At 71.2% G+C, this 16,553-nt stretch carries 20 protein-coding genes; 10 read left to right on the top strand and 10 right to left on the bottom strand.

The genetic code is table 11. The annotated features are described in order from the left end of the window. Positions 1-10: 10 nt before the first annotated feature. Entirely contained in the window at positions 11-1,117 is a 1,107-nt protein-coding gene (gene dnaN, locus A6A25_RS06370) for a DNA polymerase III subunit beta (protein WP_073886849.1), read from the top strand. 632 nt (positions 1,118-1,749) lie between these two features. Here the strand turns inward: dnaN and A6A25_RS06365 are convergent. After that, a complete protein-coding gene (locus A6A25_RS06365) occupies positions 1,750-2,145 on the bottom strand; it encodes a winged helix-turn-helix transcriptional regulator (RefSeq protein WP_241828524.1) in 396 nt (131 codons plus the stop codon). 40 nt (positions 2,146-2,185) lie between these two features. On the opposite strand from A6A25_RS06365, the gene A6A25_RS06360 reads away from it, so the two are divergent. After that, positions 2,186-2,479: a YybH family protein gene (locus A6A25_RS06360; protein WP_073886848.1), complete on the top strand. Its 294-nt coding sequence runs from the start codon at positions 2,186-2,188 to the stop codon at positions 2,477-2,479. A 5-nt stretch (positions 2,480-2,484) separates the two neighbouring features. Here A6A25_RS06360 and A6A25_RS06355 read toward each other — a convergent pair whose 3' ends face one another. Both A6A25_RS06355 and A6A25_RS06350 read right to left on the bottom strand, forming a co-directional pair. Beyond that, positions 2,485-3,258 (bottom strand): MBL fold metallo-hydrolase, encoded by a 774-nt coding sequence (locus A6A25_RS06355; RefSeq protein ID WP_073886847.1) that lies wholly within the window; start codon positions 3,256-3,258, stop codon positions 2,485-2,487. Further along, positions 3,255-4,058 (bottom strand): NUDIX hydrolase, encoded by an 804-nt coding sequence (locus tag A6A25_RS06350; RefSeq protein ID WP_073886846.1) that lies wholly within the window; start codon positions 4,056-4,058, stop codon positions 3,255-3,257. The genes A6A25_RS06355 and A6A25_RS06350 overlap by 4 nt, the downstream gene beginning before the upstream one ends. A 28-nt stretch (positions 4,059-4,086) precedes the next feature. On the opposite strand from A6A25_RS06350, the gene A6A25_RS06345 reads away from it, so the two are divergent. The 3 genes from A6A25_RS06345 to A6A25_RS06335 are packed head-to-tail and all read left to right on the top strand — an operon-like array spanning position 4,087 to position 6,415. Continuing rightward, positions 4,087-4,467, top strand: a complete 381-nt coding sequence (locus A6A25_RS06345; protein ID WP_073886845.1) for a hypothetical protein — start codon at positions 4,087-4,089, stop codon at positions 4,465-4,467. A gap of 8 nt (positions 4,468-4,475) precedes the next feature. Next, complete coding sequence (locus A6A25_RS06340; protein WP_073886844.1) at positions 4,476-5,375, top strand: Gfo/Idh/MocA family protein; 900 nt, start codon at positions 4,476-4,478, stop codon at positions 5,373-5,375. Further along, complete coding sequence (locus A6A25_RS06335) at positions 5,372-6,415, top strand: tetratricopeptide repeat protein (protein ID WP_073886843.1); 1,044 nt, start codon at positions 5,372-5,374, stop codon at positions 6,413-6,415. Before A6A25_RS06340 ends, A6A25_RS06335 begins: the two co-directional genes overlap by 4 nt. 161 nt (positions 6,416-6,576) lie before the next feature. On the opposite strand, the gene A6A25_RS06330 is transcribed toward A6A25_RS06335, so the two are convergent. The 6 genes from A6A25_RS06330 to A6A25_RS06310 all read right to left on the bottom strand — a co-directional run bounded on the left by A6A25_RS06330 (position 6,577) and on the right by A6A25_RS06310 (position 10,192). Then, a complete protein-coding gene (locus tag A6A25_RS06330; RefSeq protein WP_143192989.1) occupies positions 6,577-7,833 on the bottom strand; it encodes a hypothetical protein in 1,257 nt (418 codons plus the stop codon). Between the two features lie 38 nt (positions 7,834-7,871). Continuing rightward, complete coding sequence (locus tag A6A25_RS06325) at positions 7,872-8,474, bottom strand: hypothetical protein (RefSeq protein ID WP_073886841.1); 603 nt, start codon at positions 8,472-8,474, stop codon at positions 7,872-7,874. A 1-nt stretch (position 8,475) separates the two neighbouring features. Beyond that, the gene (locus A6A25_RS06320) at positions 8,476-8,934 is read right to left on the bottom strand and encodes a RidA family protein (protein ID WP_073886840.1); all 459 of its coding nucleotides are present in this window, start codon (positions 8,932-8,934) and stop codon (positions 8,476-8,478) included. After that, positions 8,931-9,086: a hypothetical protein gene (locus A6A25_RS42800; RefSeq protein WP_106616451.1), complete on the bottom strand. Its 156-nt coding sequence runs from the start codon at positions 9,084-9,086 to the stop codon at positions 8,931-8,933. The genes A6A25_RS06320 and A6A25_RS42800 overlap by 4 nt, the downstream gene beginning before the upstream one ends. Positions 9,087-9,155: 69 nt before the next feature. Continuing rightward, positions 9,156-9,338 (bottom strand): DUF397 domain-containing protein, encoded by a 183-nt coding sequence (locus A6A25_RS06315; protein WP_198932591.1) that lies wholly within the window; start codon positions 9,336-9,338, stop codon positions 9,156-9,158. After that, on the bottom strand, positions 9,335-10,192 hold the full coding sequence (locus A6A25_RS06310; RefSeq protein WP_073886839.1) for a helix-turn-helix domain-containing protein: 858 nt from the start codon (positions 10,190-10,192) through the stop codon (positions 9,335-9,337). The genes A6A25_RS06315 and A6A25_RS06310 overlap by 4 nt, the downstream gene beginning before the upstream one ends. A 95-nt stretch (positions 10,193-10,287) precedes the next feature. Between A6A25_RS06310 and A6A25_RS06305 the strand changes: the two genes are divergently transcribed. From A6A25_RS06305 to A6A25_RS06290, 4 genes are read left to right on the top strand one after another with little or no spacing between them, the layout of a single operon-like run. After that, positions 10,288-10,554, top strand: coding sequence for a hypothetical protein (locus A6A25_RS06305; protein WP_073886838.1), 267 nt, complete (start codon positions 10,288-10,290; stop codon positions 10,552-10,554). A gap of 32 nt (positions 10,555-10,586) precedes the next feature. Further along, on the top strand, positions 10,587-10,838 hold the full coding sequence (locus A6A25_RS06300) for a hypothetical protein (protein ID WP_073886837.1): 252 nt from the start codon (positions 10,587-10,589) through the stop codon (positions 10,836-10,838). Positions 10,839-10,893: 55 nt separating this feature from the next. Beyond that, positions 10,894-11,886 carry an ArsA-related P-loop ATPase gene (locus A6A25_RS06295; protein WP_198932590.1) on the top strand — a complete coding sequence of 331 codons (993 nt, stop codon included), beginning with the start codon at positions 10,894-10,896 and terminating at the stop codon, positions 11,884-11,886. Beyond that, on the top strand, positions 11,883-13,001 hold the full coding sequence (locus tag A6A25_RS06290) for an ArsA family ATPase (protein ID WP_073886835.1): 1,119 nt from the start codon (positions 11,883-11,885) through the stop codon (positions 12,999-13,001). The genes A6A25_RS06295 and A6A25_RS06290 overlap by 4 nt, the downstream gene beginning before the upstream one ends. A 14-nt stretch (positions 13,002-13,015) precedes the next feature. Here A6A25_RS06290 and A6A25_RS06285 read toward each other — a convergent pair whose 3' ends face one another. After that, on the bottom strand, positions 13,016-13,306 hold the full coding sequence (locus A6A25_RS06285; RefSeq protein ID WP_073886834.1) for a WhiB family transcriptional regulator: 291 nt from the start codon (positions 13,304-13,306) through the stop codon (positions 13,016-13,018). 256 nt (positions 13,307-13,562) lie between these two features. Here A6A25_RS06285 and A6A25_RS06280 point away from each other — a divergent pair, with 256 nt between their 5' ends. After that, the gene (locus A6A25_RS06280; RefSeq protein ID WP_073886833.1) at positions 13,563-16,034 is read left to right on the top strand and encodes a penicillin-binding protein; all 2,472 of its coding nucleotides are present in this window, start codon (positions 13,563-13,565) and stop codon (positions 16,032-16,034) included. Positions 16,035-16,553: the final 519 nt, after the last annotated feature.

Genomic DNA, 16,553 nt, shown 5'->3' with positions numbered 1-16,553 from the left:
GCTTGTCGGCATGGACCTGACCGCCACCACCGCCGACCTGGCCACCGCCGCCGCCGATGTCGCCCGCCTCCTGCCGACGAGGGTGTACGACCCGGTGCTGGCCGGGTTGGTCCTGCGTGCCGACGGTGCCGGGATCGAGCTGGCGGGCAGCGACCGCGAGCACGCCGTCCGCCTGACCCGCGCCGCGACCGTGCACACGGACGGCGCGGTGGTGGTCCCGGCCCGGCCGCTGGCCGACACCCTCCGCAGCCTCGAAGACCCCCAGGTCAGACTGGTGGTGGAGGGCTCCCGCCTGGCCGTGCGCACGTCCACGGCCCGCTTCGCCCTGCCGCTCCTCGACCTCACCGCCCACCCCGGCATCCCACCGCTGCCACCCGCGCTGGGCACCATCCCCGCCCGCACCCTGACCGCCGCCCTGACCTCGGTCTCCTCTGCCGCGTCCAAGGACGACGCGCTGCCGGTGTTCACCGGCGTCCGGATGCACAGCGCCCCCGGCGGCCGGCTGGAACTGATCGCCACGGACCGTTATCGCATGGCGTTCGCCTCGCTACTCTGGGCGCCGACAGGCGAGCTGGACGTCCTGGCCCCGGCGGTGGTGCTGGCCGAGGCGTCCCGTCAGCCGGACCGTTCGGCGGAGGTCACGGTGCACGCCGACGCGGACCGCATCGCCCTGTCGTGGCCGGGTGGCAGCGTGAGCACGGCGCTGCTGGCGGCCCCTTTCCCCGACGATCGAGTGCGGAAGCTGTTGGAGGCGGTCATCGACAGCACGGTGTTGGTGGAGGCCGACGTCCTGGCCGGCGCGGTGCGCCGCGCGGTCCCGTACGCCGGGCCACACGGTTCGGTCACCATCCAGGTGGACGACGGTGAGCTGCGGGTGCGGGGCAGCGATCCGCAGAGCGGCGAGTCCGAGGAGTCGGTCAAGGCCACGATCGACGGCAACCGCGTCACCAAGACCTTCCAAGCCCGCTACCTGGCGGACGCCCTCCGCGCCTTCAGCGGCCGCCGGGTGGAACTGAAGATCCAAGACGGCCTCCGCTCCACCGTCCTGACCTCACAGGCAGGCGACGACGGCATCGAACTGACCTACCTGGTCGTCCCCCTCCGCCAGACCCCCTGACCAAACACAATCGGGTGATCTCCACCCGAAAATGTACGGAAACACCGTTACCGTCCCTCGGTTAGAAACCAGCGGAGCGCCTCAACCACCCCCGACCGCCAACCCCCGGAGCCGCCCCACCCCCGACCCACACCGCCGCCTCCCCTCAGCCCTCACCGCCTCCGACCCGCCCGCCCCTGCCCCACCAACCACAATCGCCCGCCATCGACAGCCGGAATCGCCCCCAGCCCCCGCACCAGGAACGTGGTCGACCCACCAGCGGCGAACCGGAACCGCGCCACCACCGGGCGGACACACCACGGCGAGCGGACGCAACCGACCCCGACACACCGCCACCGGCCACTGAACACCACGACCGCGCGGAACGGACCGCCCGAGCGACCGACGAGCGGCGACCAACGGACGGCGGACCACGTCGCAGCGGGACTGGCGGGCAGCGGGACCGGCGGGCAGCGGAGCAGCAGGCAGCGTCGCAACGGACCGGCGGGCAGCGGAGCAGCGGAGCAGCGTCGCAACGGACCGGCGGGCAGCGGAGCAGCGGAGCAGCGGAGCAGCGGAGCAGCGTCGCAACGGACCGGCGGCCCCGTGGTCAGCGGACTGGCGGGGGTGGACCGGGACGGCGGATGGCTGGCCTACGTCGCCGTGGCGGCGCCCCAGGCCCACATGGCGTCCAGCACCCCGCGCAGCGCGTGCCCGCGGGCCGTGAGCGAGTACCGCACCCGACTCGGCCACCCCGGCTCGCGCACCCGCACCACGACGCCGCTCGCGACCAGTTGCGCGAGCCGGTCGGCCAGCACCTTGTCGGACAACGTCGGCAGGGCGGCGGCCAGGTCGCCGAAAGCCCGCTCGCCCTCGAACAGCTCGCGCACGACCAACGTCGTCCACCGCCCGCGCAGCGCTCGCAACGTCACCTCCACCGGACAATCCGGCACCGGGTGGTCGACTTCGCCGTGCGGGTCGCCGTCCCACGCGCTCGTCGCAGATGAGGTGCGGGTCATGGTGGCGGCGGTGGAAGTCTCGGTACTCACCGTTTGGTTGGTCACGCAACGTCCTCCTAGCGTCACCCGCATGATCGCGCGTACCCCCGAAGAGTTGCCCCCGTTGTTCGCCGCGGGCTTCAACTCCGGTGACCCCAGTGGTGTCTACGAGCCCGGCGCGCAGCCAGCGGAGCTTGCCGAACACCTTGCTCTCACCCAAAAGATTACGGTCAACACCCGAAAGGTGATCACGAGGGGTGATCTGGCTCTGCTGATCGTCGACTGGCGCATCGGCGACCTCACCGGCACGGCGACCGATGTCGCCCGTCGCGGCCCCGACGGTGGGTGGCGGTACGCGATCGACAACCCGTCAGGCGTCGAGTAAGCCCGTCAAGCCTCGCGCAGGTACTCCAGCTGTGCCCGCACGGACCACTCCGCCGCGGGCCACAGCGAACGGTCCACGTCGGCATACACCAACTCGACCACCGCACGTGCCGTCGGCGCACCACCCAACGCCTCCACCGCCGCCTTCACCTGCGCCAACCGCTGCTCCCGGTGCACCAAGTACCCCCCGGCCGCAGCCACCACGTCCGGCAGCTCCGGCCCATGCCCCGGCAACCCGATCGTGCCCACCGGAAGTGTGGTCAGCAGCCGCAACGACTCCAGGTAGTCACCGAGCCGCCCATCCGGATGGGCCACCACGGTCGTCCCCCGACCCAACACCGTGTCCCCGGTCAGCACCGCGTCGTCCAACAGGAAGCACATCGAATCAGCCGTGTGCCCGGGCGTCGGCAACACCCGGATCGACAACCCGGCCGCCGAGATCACGTCCCCCTCTGCCAACCCCTCCCCACCCAACCGGAACGCGGGGTCCACCGACCGCACCGGCGCATCCACCTGTCGCCCGAAAGAACGTGCCCCTTCCGAGTGGTCAGCATGACCGTGCGTCAGCAGCACCACCTCCACCGGCGCCTGCGAAGCGATCCGCCCCAGGTGCGCCGGATCCATCGGCCCCGGATCGACCACCACGCAGGACTCCGACCCCGGCGCCCGCAGCACCCAGGTGTTCGTCCCGTCCAACGTCATCACCCCGGGGTTCTCCGCCAACAGCACCGCCGCCGTGGGCGTGACCTGCCGCAACACCCCATAAGCCAACTCACTCACGGCACGACCACCCGCAGCACGTCACCCTCCCGCACCAGTTTCGGAATCACCTTCGACACCGTCCGCGGCGCGGCCAGCACCGCCGCCACCGATCCCAGCTCGTCCAACTCCGACAACGTCACCCAAGTGGGCGGCATCAACGCCCGCCGCCCGGCCTTCCGATCCGCCAACGCATCACCAGGCCGCTGCCACACCGCATCGGACGCCTCCGTCGTCGCCCCATCCGCCCGCTGCCCCGACGGCAGCACCGCCACGAAGAAGTACGTGTCGTACCGCCGCGGCTCCTCCTCCGGCGTCAACCAGTTCGCCCACGGCCGCAGCAGGTCCGCCCGCAGCACCAACCCCTCCGACGCCAGGAACTGCGCCAACGACAACTCCCGCGCGACCAACGCCGCCCGCGCCGCCGCGAACGCCGCCGTATCGGCCACCACGGACGTCGCCGAAGGCCCGGCCAGCAGCACCCCGGACTCCTCGAACGTCTCCCGCACCGCCGCGCACACCAACGCCGTGGCCAACTCCACCGAGCACCCGAACCGCGAGGCCCACCACGTCGGCGGCGGCCCGCTCCAGGCCACCGACGTGTCCGCGTCACGCTGGTCGACCCCACCGCCGGGGAACACCGTCATCCCGCCCGCGAACGCCATCCCGGCCACCCGCCGCAGCAGGAACGCCTCCAGCCCGGCCGCACCGTCGCGCACCAGCACCACGGTCGCCGCGTCACGGGGCCGCACCGGCGGCCCCGTGAAGTCCTCCGGCGCGAAGTGGCCGGGCAACACGAGATCATCGGGGAGTTCGCGCACGCCCCGAGCCTACGAGGATCATCCGCCTGTGGACACCACGCCCGAACCCGCACTCCGACCCGCCCGCAAGGGCTGCCTGCTCAACGTCGTCCTGTTCGTGGTCGGCGCGATCGTCGGCACCGGCCTCACCGCGACAGCCGCCGTCCTCCTCTTCCTCCCCAGCGTCACCCTGACCAGCACGAACGAGGGCACGCCGAACGTCTACACCAAGCAGCGGTCGAGCCTGCTCGGCGGCACGGACCACGAGGTCTGGCTCGGCGAGTCCCCCGACCACGGCCACGTGGTCGAGATCCCGAGTGGCTGGGACGACACTCCGGAGGTAGACCGCCGGCCCGACGGCGTGGAGCTGCGGTTCGACCACGGCGGCCGGATCTTCGTCCCCGAGTCGAGTTACGTCGGCGGCCGATGAAAGGCAGGATGGGCCGAGTGGACGAACAGCTGCGCGTAGGACTCGTCGGTGCCGGCCCGTGGGCGACCATGGTGCACGCACCGGGCATCGCCGACCACCCGGGCACCCGCCTGACCACGATCTGGGCGCGCCGCGAGGAGGCCGCCGCCGAGCTGGCGCGGGCCCACGACGCGGCCGTCGCAATAACCACCGACGAGCTCCTGGACCAGGTGGACGCGGTCGCGTTCGCCGTGCCGCCCGAGGTGCAGGCCGAGATCGCGATCAAGGCCGCCGAGCGGGGCAGGCACCTCATCCTGGAGAAGCCGATCGCGGCCTCCCTGAAGGACGCCGAACGCCTCGCCGACGCCGTCAAGGCCAACGGCGTCGCCTCCCTGGTCGTCCTCACCAAGCGCTACACCCCGGAGACCCGCGAACAACTCGAACAGCTGAACCAGGCGGGCGGCTGGGTGGGCGGCAGCGCGCGCTGGCTGACCGGTGCGCTGCTCGGCGGCCCGTTCTCGAACTCCCCTTGGCGGCACGAGCGCGGTCCGCTGGACGACATCGGCCCGCACGCTTTCGACCTGCTCGACGCCACCTTGGGCAGGATCACCGACGTCATCGCCGCGAACGAGTCGGAGCACGGCCTGTGGCAGATCGTGTTCCAGCACGAAGGCGGCGCGACGAGCGTGGCCACCATGACGATGACGTTGCCGCTCAACCCGAGCATCGCCGAGGTGATCGTCTACGGCGAGCACGGCCACCGCGTGCTGGCCGATCGCGGCACGACCGCGCAGCAGGCGTTCACCAACCTGCTGGACGACTTCGTCGCCATGATCGACAGCGGCACGACCGAACACCCCCTCGACGTGCGCCGCGGTCTGCACCTGCAGCGGATCATCGACCTGGCCCGCCGGAAGGCCGAGGCGTGAAGTACCGGATCGACCCGGAGACCCTGCGCGAAATCCCGGAAGACCCCGAGGCGTTGGCGGCCTGGCTGGACCGCCAACGCCCGACCACGCACGCCGAGTGGACCGAGGTGGGCCTGGCCGCACGCCTGCTCCACCGCTTGGACCAGGCCGAACACGCGTTCCGGCAGGCCGACGACACGCCCGCGACCCGGCTCCGGCTGGCGCACGTCCACCAGTGGCAGGGTCGGTTCGCGGAGGCCGACGAGGTGTTCGCCGAGCTGCTGGACCACGACCGGCTCGGGCACTTCGCCCACCAGCACGCGGGCAAGTCGCGCTACGACCAGGGCGACTGGCGTGCCGCCGAACGCCACTTCCGCATGGCCCTCGACCTGCGCGAAGACCCCGAGCTCCGGGCGTCCAGCGAGCTGGCCCTGGACGCGGCAAACGCTTGCGCCACCGCCGCCGAGGTCGCTGTGGAGCTGCACCGCCTCATCCCGCCCGTGCACCGCCTGAGCGCGCGCTATCTCCACGGCGAACGTCCACCGCACGTGCCGGTCCTGGGCGACCTGGCGAGCGTCCTCGCCCACGGCCCGATGCCACGGCGAGCGGTCGAAGACCTGCACCGCTACAACCCGCACCTGGACGCCGCGCTCGCCGACCCGGACTGGCTGGTGGCCGAGGACGACCAGGTCACCGCCACCCCGCGAGCCCGCGCGTTCCTGGCCATGGTCAACGATGCCCACACCAGGGCCGCCGCCGACCTGTGGCCGACCCCGCCGGACATCGCGGTCCCGTCGGTGGACCACCCGATGAGCGCCGCGCACACCGGCGACACGCCCCAGGCACGCCTGTTCGACCAGCTCAGGGCCCTGCGACACCACCGGGCCGACGCGCACGCCGCCGCGTGGGCCGAAGAGGGCCTCGAAGTCCAGGACCTGCCCGCCGACGACCCGGTCCGCCGCCGCATCGAAGCCTCCACGGACCGCGAAGCAGCTCGGCCCTACCGCCCCTTCACCAGGGACGACAGGGCCGAGCTGCTTCGCAGACTGAGGAACCTCTAGTGCCGCGACCGGCAGCCTTTGCCCCGTATTCCGCCGGTCGGACGGGTGGATCGGGGTGCCGGCCCCACGTCCTCATCCTGGTCGGATGGGGGCGTGGGGCCGGTGCCGCGAGGCGCCCTGCCGAGCGCCGGAAGACGCGGTGAAGGTTGCCGGTCGCGGCACTAGCCGGGGTACTTGCCGTTCGACGGCTTCGGCACCCCGTTGACGAACTCGGGACCCGCTCCCGGCCACGACTGCTGCTCCCGCTGCGCCAACTCCTCGTGCAGCTGCTGCAACAACGCCCGTTCCCGGTCGCTGAGCTTGGCGTCCACGGTCGGCGGCAGCTGCACGGCGGCGGGCGCCTGCCCGTCGGCCAACGCGGCCTGCAACGCGGCCAGGTCGTCCGGCCCGAGTTCGGTGGTGACCTCGGCCCGCGACAACGGGTGGTCGTCCGGGAACGCGAACACCGGCGCCGGCGGCCGCTCCTCGACCACGGGCGGCGGCTCGACGGGCGCCTCCTGCACCGGAAGGGCTTCCACCTCCTCCGACCGCGGCACCTCGTCAACACGCACGTCGTCAACACGCACGTCATCGACGCGAACTTCGTCGACGCGCGCGTCCTCGACGTGCTCCGGCTCCCGCACCGGCAACCGCTTCACCGGCTTCGGCGGGAACGGCTGCGCGCCCTCGTACGACTCGACGCGCGCCCGACGTGACTTGGAGCCGTTCTGGGGTTCGACAGGCACCGGTTCCGGCTCGACCACCGGTGCCTGGTCCCGCGGTTCACCGTCGAACCACGTGGCGGCGTCCGGTGGTGGCTGCGGGGTGGTCGACCCGGATGGGAAGAACACCTCGCGCGCGGTCGTGACGGCCGCCGCGTGGTATTCGCCCAGCTGCGTGCCGACGGTCAGCACCTCGACCGCCGCGCGGATGCCCGCCTTGCGCAGCACGGTGTCCACCCGGTAGGCGGTGGCGGGCGCGAAGCCCGCCGGGCCGATGTCGACCAGGACGACCCGCTGCGGCAGCGGTCCGGGCGTCGCACCGGCCGGGCTGGACCGCCACGTGGCACGCACGCCGCGCACGTCCGGCAGCACCGACACGGTCTTGCCCAGCACGTCACCGAGGCCTTCGGCCGGGTCGGAGTCCACGCTGAACCGGTGCTTGACCACCGGCACCCGCTCGACCGCGAACAGCCGGTCGGCCAGCGAGCGGTCCGAGCGGACCTCGCCGAGCAGCCAGCCGATCTCGTGGCGTTCCTCCGGCGACACCGGGATGCGCCCGGCCAGCAGGCAGCCGACGACGAGTTCCACGGCTCTGTCCAGCTCCGCGACCGCCAGCAGCTCCCGGGCCTGGGTCAACGCGTCGTCGTCGACTCTTCCGGCCAACGCCAACAGGAGGTCGTGTAAACGGACGGGGAGTCCCACTCCGTCGTTCGTCACGCCTGTTCTCCTTCCGGCCCGCGCGGGAGCGCCGAGCTCTATACCGGCACCAGGTGCCCGTCGGCGTCGGCGCCGGTGCACACCAGCTCCGATGCCGCCAACGCCGCCCTGTGGTAGGGCGGCAGGTCCAGTCCGGCGGGCAGGACCTCCACACACGGGTCGTGCTCGCCGAGCGCCCGCAGCACCCGCTGGAGCTCACCGGCCAACCGGGCTTCGCCGGTCGTGGCGGTGACCAGGATCAGCCTCCTGGGTTCGCCCCCGCCCAGCCGCCACGAGGACCGGACTTCGCCGACCCCGGGACGTCCTCGCAAGGTCGCTCCGAGCACCACGGTCGCGGAATCACCCATCGACACCCGATCGGGTGATTCCGGGGAGAAGGTGTAGCCGGATTCGGGCAGTTCGTCCAGCCCTTTGACAGAACTGATGACGGACCGGTCGGCTCCGTGCGGCACGAGCGCGTCCGCCAGCAGTCGCTGCTCGTAGTCCGTCAGACCGATGCGGTCGTGCAGCAACGTGCGCGGCAGGGCCCGGGCGAGCACCGCGACGGCGTCCGTGGCGGCCCAGTCGCGGAACCTCCAGAGGAGGTCGTCCGGCAGCCGCCCGGCCAGCCTCAGCAACAGCTCGTGGCACGTGTCCGACATCTCACTCCCCGATCTCGACGATCAGTTCCACCTCGACCGGCGCGCCCAGCGGCAACTCGGCCACGCCGACCGCGGCCCGCGCGTGCTGCCCGGCCTCGCCGAACACCTCGCCGAGCAGGTCGGAGGCGCCGTTGATCACGGCGGGCTGTCCGGTGAAGCCCTCGGCGGAGGCGACGAACCCGACCAGTTTGACCACGCGGGTCACCTTGTCGAGGCCGACCAGCGCGTCCACGGCGGCCAACGCGTTCAGCGCGCACGTGCGGGCGTGTGCCTTGGCCTCTTCGGGGCTGATGTCGTCGCCGACCTTGCCGGTGGCCGCGAGCGAGCCCTTGACGAACGGCAGCTGCCCGGACGTGTAGACCAGCTGCCCGGTGCGCACGGCGGGCACGTAGGCCGCGACGGGTGCCGCGACCTCGGGCAGTTCGACTCCCAGCTCGGCCAGACGTGCCGTCCAGCTCATGCCTTGGGCCGCTTCAGGTAGGCGACGTGCTGCTCACCGCTCGGGTTCGGCAGCACCGTGACCAGCTCCCAGCCGTCGTCACCCCACTGGTCCAGGATCGCCTTGGTGGCGTGGATCAACAGCGGGACGGTCGCGTACTCCCACTTCTGCATGGCGCGCAGCCTAGCGGGGTGCCGAACAGGGGCACCCGTCCGAGTACCCCCATTCGTGTCACGCCGTGCTCAGACTTGAGACCTCTTCACATCGGCAAGGAACGCGGCGAACGCCCGCGCCCCGAACACCAACGTGCCGCCGTCCCGGTTCTTCGTGTCCCGCACACCGGCGACACGCTCGCCCACCGCCAGCTCCACGCACTGCGCGGCGGAACCACTTCGGCTGCTCTTCCGCCAAGCCTGGTTGATCATCTGTCTCCTAGCGCGTCGCGCACCGACCCGATGAGACCCACGGAGTCGTCCTCCGTGAGTGCCAGGCGCGCGGCGTCGTCCCAGACCGCCGACAGCACCTCGGCCTCCTCATCTTCTACGGGAACCATGCCCGTCAGGGCCTCCACATAGGCGGCCCGGGGTTCGTCCGACTCGATGAAGTCGAGCAGGAACATAGCCCCGACCTGCGCGCCGTAGGCGCCGACCGAGTACGGCAGAACCTGGATGGTCACGTTCGGCCGCTTCGCCATCGCGACGAGGTAATCCAACTGCTCCCGCATCACCTCGGGGCCGCCGACCAGGCGGCGGAGTGCGGCCTCATCGATCAGGGCGTGGTACTCGATCGGGTCTTCCCTGGTCAGCGCCGCTTGCCGGTCGGCACGTTCGGACGCGGCCCGGGAGTCCCAGCTGTCGCCGATGATCTGCCGGTGGGTCGCCCGCGCGACGGCCTCGGCGTACCCGGCGGTCTGGAGCAGGCCGGGGACGAGGGCCGAGTCGAGGGTGCGCTCCCGCACCGCCTCCAGCTCGTCCATCCGCAGCCGCTTGTAGTTCGCGGGCAGGTCACGGGCGTGCTCGATCGCGGACGGGTCGACGTCGGCGACTTCCCAGAGCTGCAGCGCCCGGGTCTTCTCCTCGGGTGTGGCGCCGATCACGTCGAGGACCATCGCCAGCGCGGGCCAGCGCGCGAGGGCCTCGCCGGACAGCATGCGGGTGATCGTCGGGCGGGACACCCGCGACTGCTTGACCACCTCGTCGACCTTGAGGCCGGACCTCTCGAGGATCGGGCGGATGTGACGTCCGAGGCGGCGCTTGCCCCGCGTCGAGCCGATTGCCATTCGATCACCTTAACCACTCTGCGTGACGACCCATTCCGCGAACTTCACTCGTTCGATTTTGCGGGTTTGAACGACTCGAACGCTACCATCCAGCCATGAACAATGCAGAGTTGATCGCGGAGGCGCCGAGGCTGTTCGCGATCGTCCAGGAGAACGCCGAGGGCGGGTGGGTCGCGGCGTGGGGCCTGAGGTTCGGGAGCGGCTCGGCGGAGGTCACGGGTCCGGAGGGCGGTTCGGGGCTGCGGATCTCCACCACGAGCGCGGAGCGGGCGCTGTGGTACTTCGCGATCGACAAGTCGGCGCGGGCGCGGCTGGTGTGGGTGGAGGGGGAGGTGGTGCCCGAGGGCCAAAGCGTGACGTGACTGGGTGGTCACTCGGCGCTAGCGTTGATCACGTGGAAACGTGGCGGATCGTCGCCACCAGCGCGTTCCTGCTGGGCGGGCTGGTGATGATCCTCGTCGGGATGGCGCAGGCACGCGATCGCAAGGGTGCCAGGCGGTCCGACGTGATGCGGGCGTTGCTGGTCGGGGCCGTGATCGTCGCGGTCGTGGCGGTGCTGATCGCGTACGTGCTGCCGTCGGTCCTGGCGTGGGGCGTCGTCGCGGCGACCGCCATCGCGGTGGTGTTCGTCACCATGTGGGACTGACCTTGGCAGGCGGCGTGGCCAGCGGGTCTCAGGGCGGCGCGCATAGGCTGATCTGGTGAACGGCTGGACCGACGAACTGACCCGCGCCCGGCTGCACGTGGTGACGGGCAAGGGCGGGACCGGCAAGACCACGGTCGCCGCGGCGCTCGCGCTGGCGCTGGCCACCGGCGGACGGCGTGTGCTGCTGGTGGAGGTGGAGAACCGGCAGGGCATCGCGCAGCTGTTCGACCGCCCGCCGCTGCCGTACTCCGAGGAGCGGATCGCGTCCGCGCCCGGTGGGGGCGAGGTGCGTGCGCTGGCCGTCGACCCCGAGGCGGCGCTGCTCGAGTACCTCGACATGTTCTACAACCTCGGCTTCGCCGGCCGGACGTTGAAGAAGATGGGAGCGATCGAGTTCGCCACCACCCTCGCGCCGGGTCTGCGGGACGTGCTGCTCACCGGCAAGGTCAAGGAGTGCGTGCGCCGCGCGGGCAAGACCGGGCGGCACGAGTACGACGCCGTCGTGCTCGACGCGCCGCCGACCGGTCGGGTGGTCCGGTTCCTGGACGTCACCAGGGCCATGGCCGACCTCGCCAAGGTCGGGCCGATCAAGGGCCAGAGCGACGGCGTGGTCAAGCTGCTGCACTCCGGTGACACGGCGGTGCACCTGGTGGCGTTGCTGGAGGAGATGCCGGTGCGCGAGACGTTGGACGCGGTGGCCGAGCTGGACGCCGCGGACCTGCGGCCGGGCGCGGTGTTCGTGAACCGGGTCAGCCCGCCGCGGCTGCCCGCGCGGTCGGTCGCGTCGGCGTCCGAGGGGCGGGTCGACGTCGGCCGGGTGCGGACCGGGCTGGAGGCGGCGGGCGTCGAGGTGGACGCCGACGTGCTGGACGGGCTGGTCGAGCAGACCGTGGAGCACGCCCTACGGGTTCGGATGGAGGAGCGGGCGAAGGAGAAGCTGGCCGAGGCGGACCTGCCGACGCTGGAACTGCCGGAGCTGACCGACGGCGTGGACGTGGCCGCGCTGTACGAGCTGGCCGAGGTGCTGGTCGGGCGAGGTGTGCGGTGAACCGGCTGGACGTGGACGCGTTGCTGGACAACCCGGAGACCCGGGTGCTGGTGTGCTGCGGTTCAGGTGGCGTCGGCAAGACGACCACGGCGGCGGCGCTGGCCGTGCGTGCCGCCGAACGGGGCAGGCGGGCGGTCGTGCTGACGATCGACCCGGCGCGCAGGCTGGCCCAGTCGCTGGGCCTCGGTGAGCTGGACAACCAGCCCCGCCGGGTCGACGCGCTGGACGTCGACAAGGGCGAGCTGCACGCGATGATGCTGGACATGCGTCGCACGTTCGACGACATGGTGTGGCAGCACGCCGGTCGCGAGCGGGCCGAGCAGATCCTGGCGAACCCGTTCTACCAGACGATTTCCACGTCGTTCTCCGGCACGCAGGAGTACATGGCGATGGAGAAGCTGGGCCAACTGGTCGAACGCGACGAGTGGGACCTGATCGTCGTGGACACCCCGCCGAGCCGGTCGGCGCTGGACTTCCTGGACGCGCCGCAGCGGCTGTCGACCGTGTTGGACGGCAAGCTGATCCGGATGCTGTCGGCGCCCGCCCGTGCGGGCGGGCGCGGCATCCGCAAGATCGTGGGCGCGGGCTTCGGCCTGTTCACCAAAGCCGTGTCCACCATCGTCGGCGGCCAACTCCTGCAGGACGCGTCGACGTTCGTGCAGGCGTTCGACAGCATGTTCGGAGGCTTCCGGCAACGCGCCCAGGCCACCTATGAGCTGCTGCGATCACCCGGAACCGGATTTCTGGTGGTCGCGGCGGCCGAACCGGACGCGTTGCGCGAGGCCAGCTACTTCGTGGAGCGGTTGAGCGCGGAACGGATGCCGTTGACCGGCCTGGTGGCGAACCGGACGCACCCGGTGCTGGCCCCCTTGCCGGCACCAGGTGCGTTGGCGGCGGCGGACCGGCTCGAGCGCACTGGGGACGCTCCGCTGGCTGCCGCGGTGTTGCGGGTGCACGCGGATCGCGTGGCGGTCGCCGATCGGGAGAAGCGACTGCTCGCGCGATTCACCCGTGCGCACCCTGGTGTTCCGCTGATCGGAGTACCCGCGCTACCTACCGACGTGCACGACCTGGACGGTCTGCACGAGATCGGACGGCGGTTGGCGGGCGAGTAGCGGAGCCCGGCCGGTCAACCGACCTTGGACTCCTCGCGGTGCTCCTGACGTGCCGTATCGAGGAGCTCGTGCCATGACGTGACATCCGGGCGACGCCGCAGCAACGCCCGCCGTTCACGCTCGGTCATGCCGCCCCACACACCGAACTCGATCCGGTTGTCCAGGGCCTCGGCCAGGCACTCGGTGCGCACCGGGCAACCCAGGCACACCACCTTGGCCTTGCGCTGCTCCGCACCGCGGACGAAGAGCTGGTCCGGCTCCTCATCACGGCACGAGGCCTTGATCCGCCAATCCCCCTGCTGCATATCCCCCACCTCAGTTCACACAGTGCCCAGACCTTCTAAATCCGCCACACCCCTGCCGCGGATGCCGTAGGCTCACCATCGAGTGGTCGTGCCGTTGGCTGCTGTCGTGGACAGTGACGGACTGTAGAGCCTTCCGGTTCCACCTCCAACCCTGGGTTGCCCACCTGTTACCTGTCTTGAGTACGAGTACTCATCCTGAGTAATCAACTGTGCGCGATCTCGATCACCTCTTCAGGTGCCGCGTACGCTGACCTGCATGCGAGCCAGGAACGGCGTGCTGAAACTGCTCGGACTGTGTCTGCTGGCCGGAGTGCTGCTGGCAGGCATGTTGTTCCCTGTCGTGGGCTCGCTGGGCATGGTGTCGAACAGAGCCAGCGACACGGTCGACAGCATCTCGGCCGACCTGGTCACCACCGACCCGCCGTTGATCTCCACGATCACCGACAAGGACGGCGCGCCGATCGCGTACCTGTACGACCAGTACCGCGTGCTCGTCCCGCCGGAGATGATCTCGCCGACGATGAAGGCCGCGCTCGTCTCGGTGGAGGACCGCCGGTTCTACGAGCACCAGGGCGTCGACTGGCGGGGCACGATCCGGGCCGGGCTGACGAACCAGTTCAGCGGATCGGTCACGCAGGGTGCCTCCACGCTCACGCAGCAGTACGTGAAGAACTACCTCGTGCACGTCGTGGCGCGCAACAACCAGGTGGAGCAGCAGAAGGCGCAGGAGCAGACGGTCGCGCGCAAGGCGCGTGAGTGGCGGATCTCGCTGCAACTGGAGAGCCAGCTGGGCAAGGAGGAAATCCTGGCCCGGTACCTGAACGTGGTGCCGTTCGGGTCGACGATCTACGGCATCGCGGCGGCGTCCCAGGCGTACTTCAACACCACGGCGGACAAGCTGACCGTGTCGCAGGCGGCGATGCTCGCGGGCATGGTCAACAGCCCGTCCGCGCTGAACCCGGAGGTGTTCCCGGAGAAGGCGTTGGAGCGGCGCAACCAGGTGATCGACAAGATGGTCGAGAACGACAAGCTGTCGCGGGACGCCGCCGAGGCCGCGAAGGCCGAACCGCTGGGTCTGGCGACGCCGGTGCGGACGCCCGCCAACGGGTGCATCGGGGCGGGGCCGGAGCACGGGTTCTTCTGCTCGTACGCGCTGACCTACTTGGAGCGCAACGGTTTCAGCCTGGAGCAGTTGAAGACCGGCGGTTACACGATCCGGACCACTTTGGACCGCACCATCACCGATCACGCGAAGCGCGCGGCGGAGGCGCAGGTCGCGAAGTCGACCGACGGGATCGCGAACACGATGGCGGTCGTGCGGCCGGGCAAGGAGCGGCACGAGGTCGTGGCGCTGGTGGCGAACCGCGACTACGGGTTGAAGGCCGACCAGTTCCAGACCCAGTTCGACCTGCCGTCCGGGGTGGAGAACAAGTTCGGGGCGGGGTCGGTCTACAAGGTGTTCACGGCCGCGGCGGCGTTGGAGAAGGGCATGGGCATCGAGAACACGATGGCCACGCCGAACTCGTACGTGTCAAGGGTGTTCAAGGGCGGTGGGGACAAGTGCCCGCCGGCGCCCGAGCCGGCCACGCGGTGGTACTGCCTGGGCAACGCGTCGTCGAACTACCCGCCGCAGATGTCGTTGCAGACGGCGTTGCAGACCTCGCCGAACACCGGGTTCGTGATCCTGGAAGAGCAGCTGGGCATGGACCCGGTGGTGGACATGGCGTCCCGGTTGGGGATGCGCGAGACGATGGCGACGAACATCGCGGGCGTGCGGCCGGACCCGAAGGCGAAGAACAAGGAGCTGCGGATCTCGCAGACCGAGTTCTACAAGTCCAACGGCGGCAACGCGTCGTTCACCCTCAGCCCCGCGCCGGTGAGCACGCTCGAACTGGCGAACGTGGCGGCGACGATCATGAGCGGCGGCGTGTGGTGCCCGCCGTCCCCGATCAACCAGATCCTGGACCGCAACGGCAAGCCCGTGCCGGTGAACGAGGCGCCGTGCGAGCAGGTCGTGGCCGAGCCGTTGGCGAACGGCCTGGCGGTCGGCATGTCCAAGGACGACCAGGGTGCCGGTACCGCGGCGCGGGCGGCGCAGCAGTTCAAGTGGACGCGGCCGATGCTCGGCAAGACGGGGACGACGGAGGACTACAAGTCGGCCGCGTTCATCGGCGCGACCCCCGACTTCGCCGGCGCCGTGCAGACCTTCAACGACGGCGTCGAACCGCGCGGCATCTGCGTGAACGGCGGCCCACCTCGCTTGTGCGCCAAGGGCGACATCTACGGCGGCACAGTGCCCGCGCGCACGTGGTTCGAGACGATGACGAAGATCCACGAGGGACTGCCGGTGCGCGGCATGCCGCCGGTCGAGGAGCGCTACCTCAAGGGCGGCAGCGAGATCCGGATCCCCGACGTCGTCGGCCGCAACATCAACGACGCCACCCGGATCCTCGAACAAGCGGGCTACAAGGTCTCCGCCCAGAACCGCAACTCGGAGCAGCCGAAGGGCCAGGTCGTCAGCCAAACCCCACGCGGCAGCGCCCTGAAGGGCACCATCGTCACGCTCCTGGTCTCCACGGGCTACGTCCCCCCACCACAACCGTCAGACCCACCCCCGACCACCGAATCCCCCGACCCGGGCCAAGGCAACCCCGGCCGCCCCACCGGCCCAGGCCGCCCCACGGGCCCCCCACAGATCACCCTGCCAACCGACCCACCCCGCCGCTGACCGCCACCGCGCGCACCGACCCCCAGGGCGACAACCCACCACCGCTCCACCCCACCGCCCCAGCCCGACCCCACCACCCAGCCACCGCCCTCAGGCCCGAACCCCACCGCTCGGCCACCGCCTCCGGCCCAGCGCGCCCTTCGCGCCCTCCCCGCCGGCCAGACGCCGCCCGGCCCGCCCGCACACCCATCTGACCATGCCAACACCGGCCCAGGGCCTCAAGCTGTCTCCCTGCCAAGCCCGACCCGCGGCCGGCCGCCGGCCCCGTCTCCCACGCGTGCCGCACCCACCGCTCGTGATCGACCGCTCGTCACGAGCACGTCGCCCCGCCCCGCCCCGGCTCACTCCCACCCCACCCCGGCCCGGCCCGGCCCGGCCCGGCTCGCCCCGCCCCGGCACGGCTCGCCCCGCCCCGCCCCGGCACGGCTCGCCCCGCCCCGCCCCGCCCCGGCACGGCCCGCCCCGCCCCGGCCCGGCCCGGCACGGCTTTGCCGGCCGGGCTTCTCGCCGGCTCCGGGG

Origin of the sequence: Saccharothrix sp. CB00851, from assembly GCF_001905065.1 — a bacterium.
Taxonomy (GTDB): domain Bacteria; phylum Actinomycetota; class Actinomycetes; order Mycobacteriales; family Pseudonocardiaceae; genus Actinosynnema.
The sequence above is the reverse complement of the archived record's forward strand: the minus strand, read 5'-3'. Positions and strand labels throughout refer to the sequence as shown.

Excerpts from the sequence above, each read along its gene's own strand:
- A6A25_RS06280 (WP_073886833.1), top strand. The coding sequence starts at position 13,563 with ATGCGAGCCAGGAACGGCGTGCTGAAACTGCTCGGACTGTGTCTGCTG.
- A6A25_RS06285 (WP_073886834.1), bottom strand. The coding sequence starts at position 13,306 with ATGCAGCAGGGGGATTGGCGGATCAAGGCCTCGTGCCGTGATGAGGAG.
- A6A25_RS06310 (WP_073886839.1), bottom strand. The coding sequence starts at position 10,192 with ATGGCAATCGGCTCGACGCGGGGCAAGCGCCGCCTCGGACGTCACATC.
- A6A25_RS06360 (WP_073886848.1), top strand. The coding sequence starts at position 2,186 with ATGATCGCGCGTACCCCCGAAGAGTTGCCCCCGTTGTTCGCCGCGGGC.
- A6A25_RS06305 (WP_073886838.1), top strand. The coding sequence starts at position 10,288 with ATGAACAATGCAGAGTTGATCGCGGAGGCGCCGAGGCTGTTCGCGATC.
- A6A25_RS06320 (WP_073886840.1), bottom strand. The coding sequence starts at position 8,934 with ATGAGCTGGACGGCACGTCTGGCCGAGCTGGGAGTCGAACTGCCCGAG.
- A6A25_RS42800 (WP_106616451.1), bottom strand. The coding sequence starts at position 9,086 with ATGCAGAAGTGGGAGTACGCGACCGTCCCGCTGTTGATCCACGCCACC.
- A6A25_RS06325 (WP_073886841.1), bottom strand. The coding sequence starts at position 8,474 with ATGTCGGACACGTGCCACGAGCTGTTGCTGAGGCTGGCCGGGCGGCTG.
- A6A25_RS06340 (WP_073886844.1), top strand. The coding sequence starts at position 4,476 with ATGGGCCGAGTGGACGAACAGCTGCGCGTAGGACTCGTCGGTGCCGGC.
- dnaN (WP_073886849.1), top strand. The coding sequence starts at position 11 with ATGGACCTGACCGCCACCACCGCCGACCTGGCCACCGCCGCCGCCGAT.
- A6A25_RS06315 (WP_198932591.1), bottom strand. The coding sequence starts at position 9,338 with ATGATCAACCAGGCTTGGCGGAAGAGCAGCCGAAGTGGTTCCGCCGCG.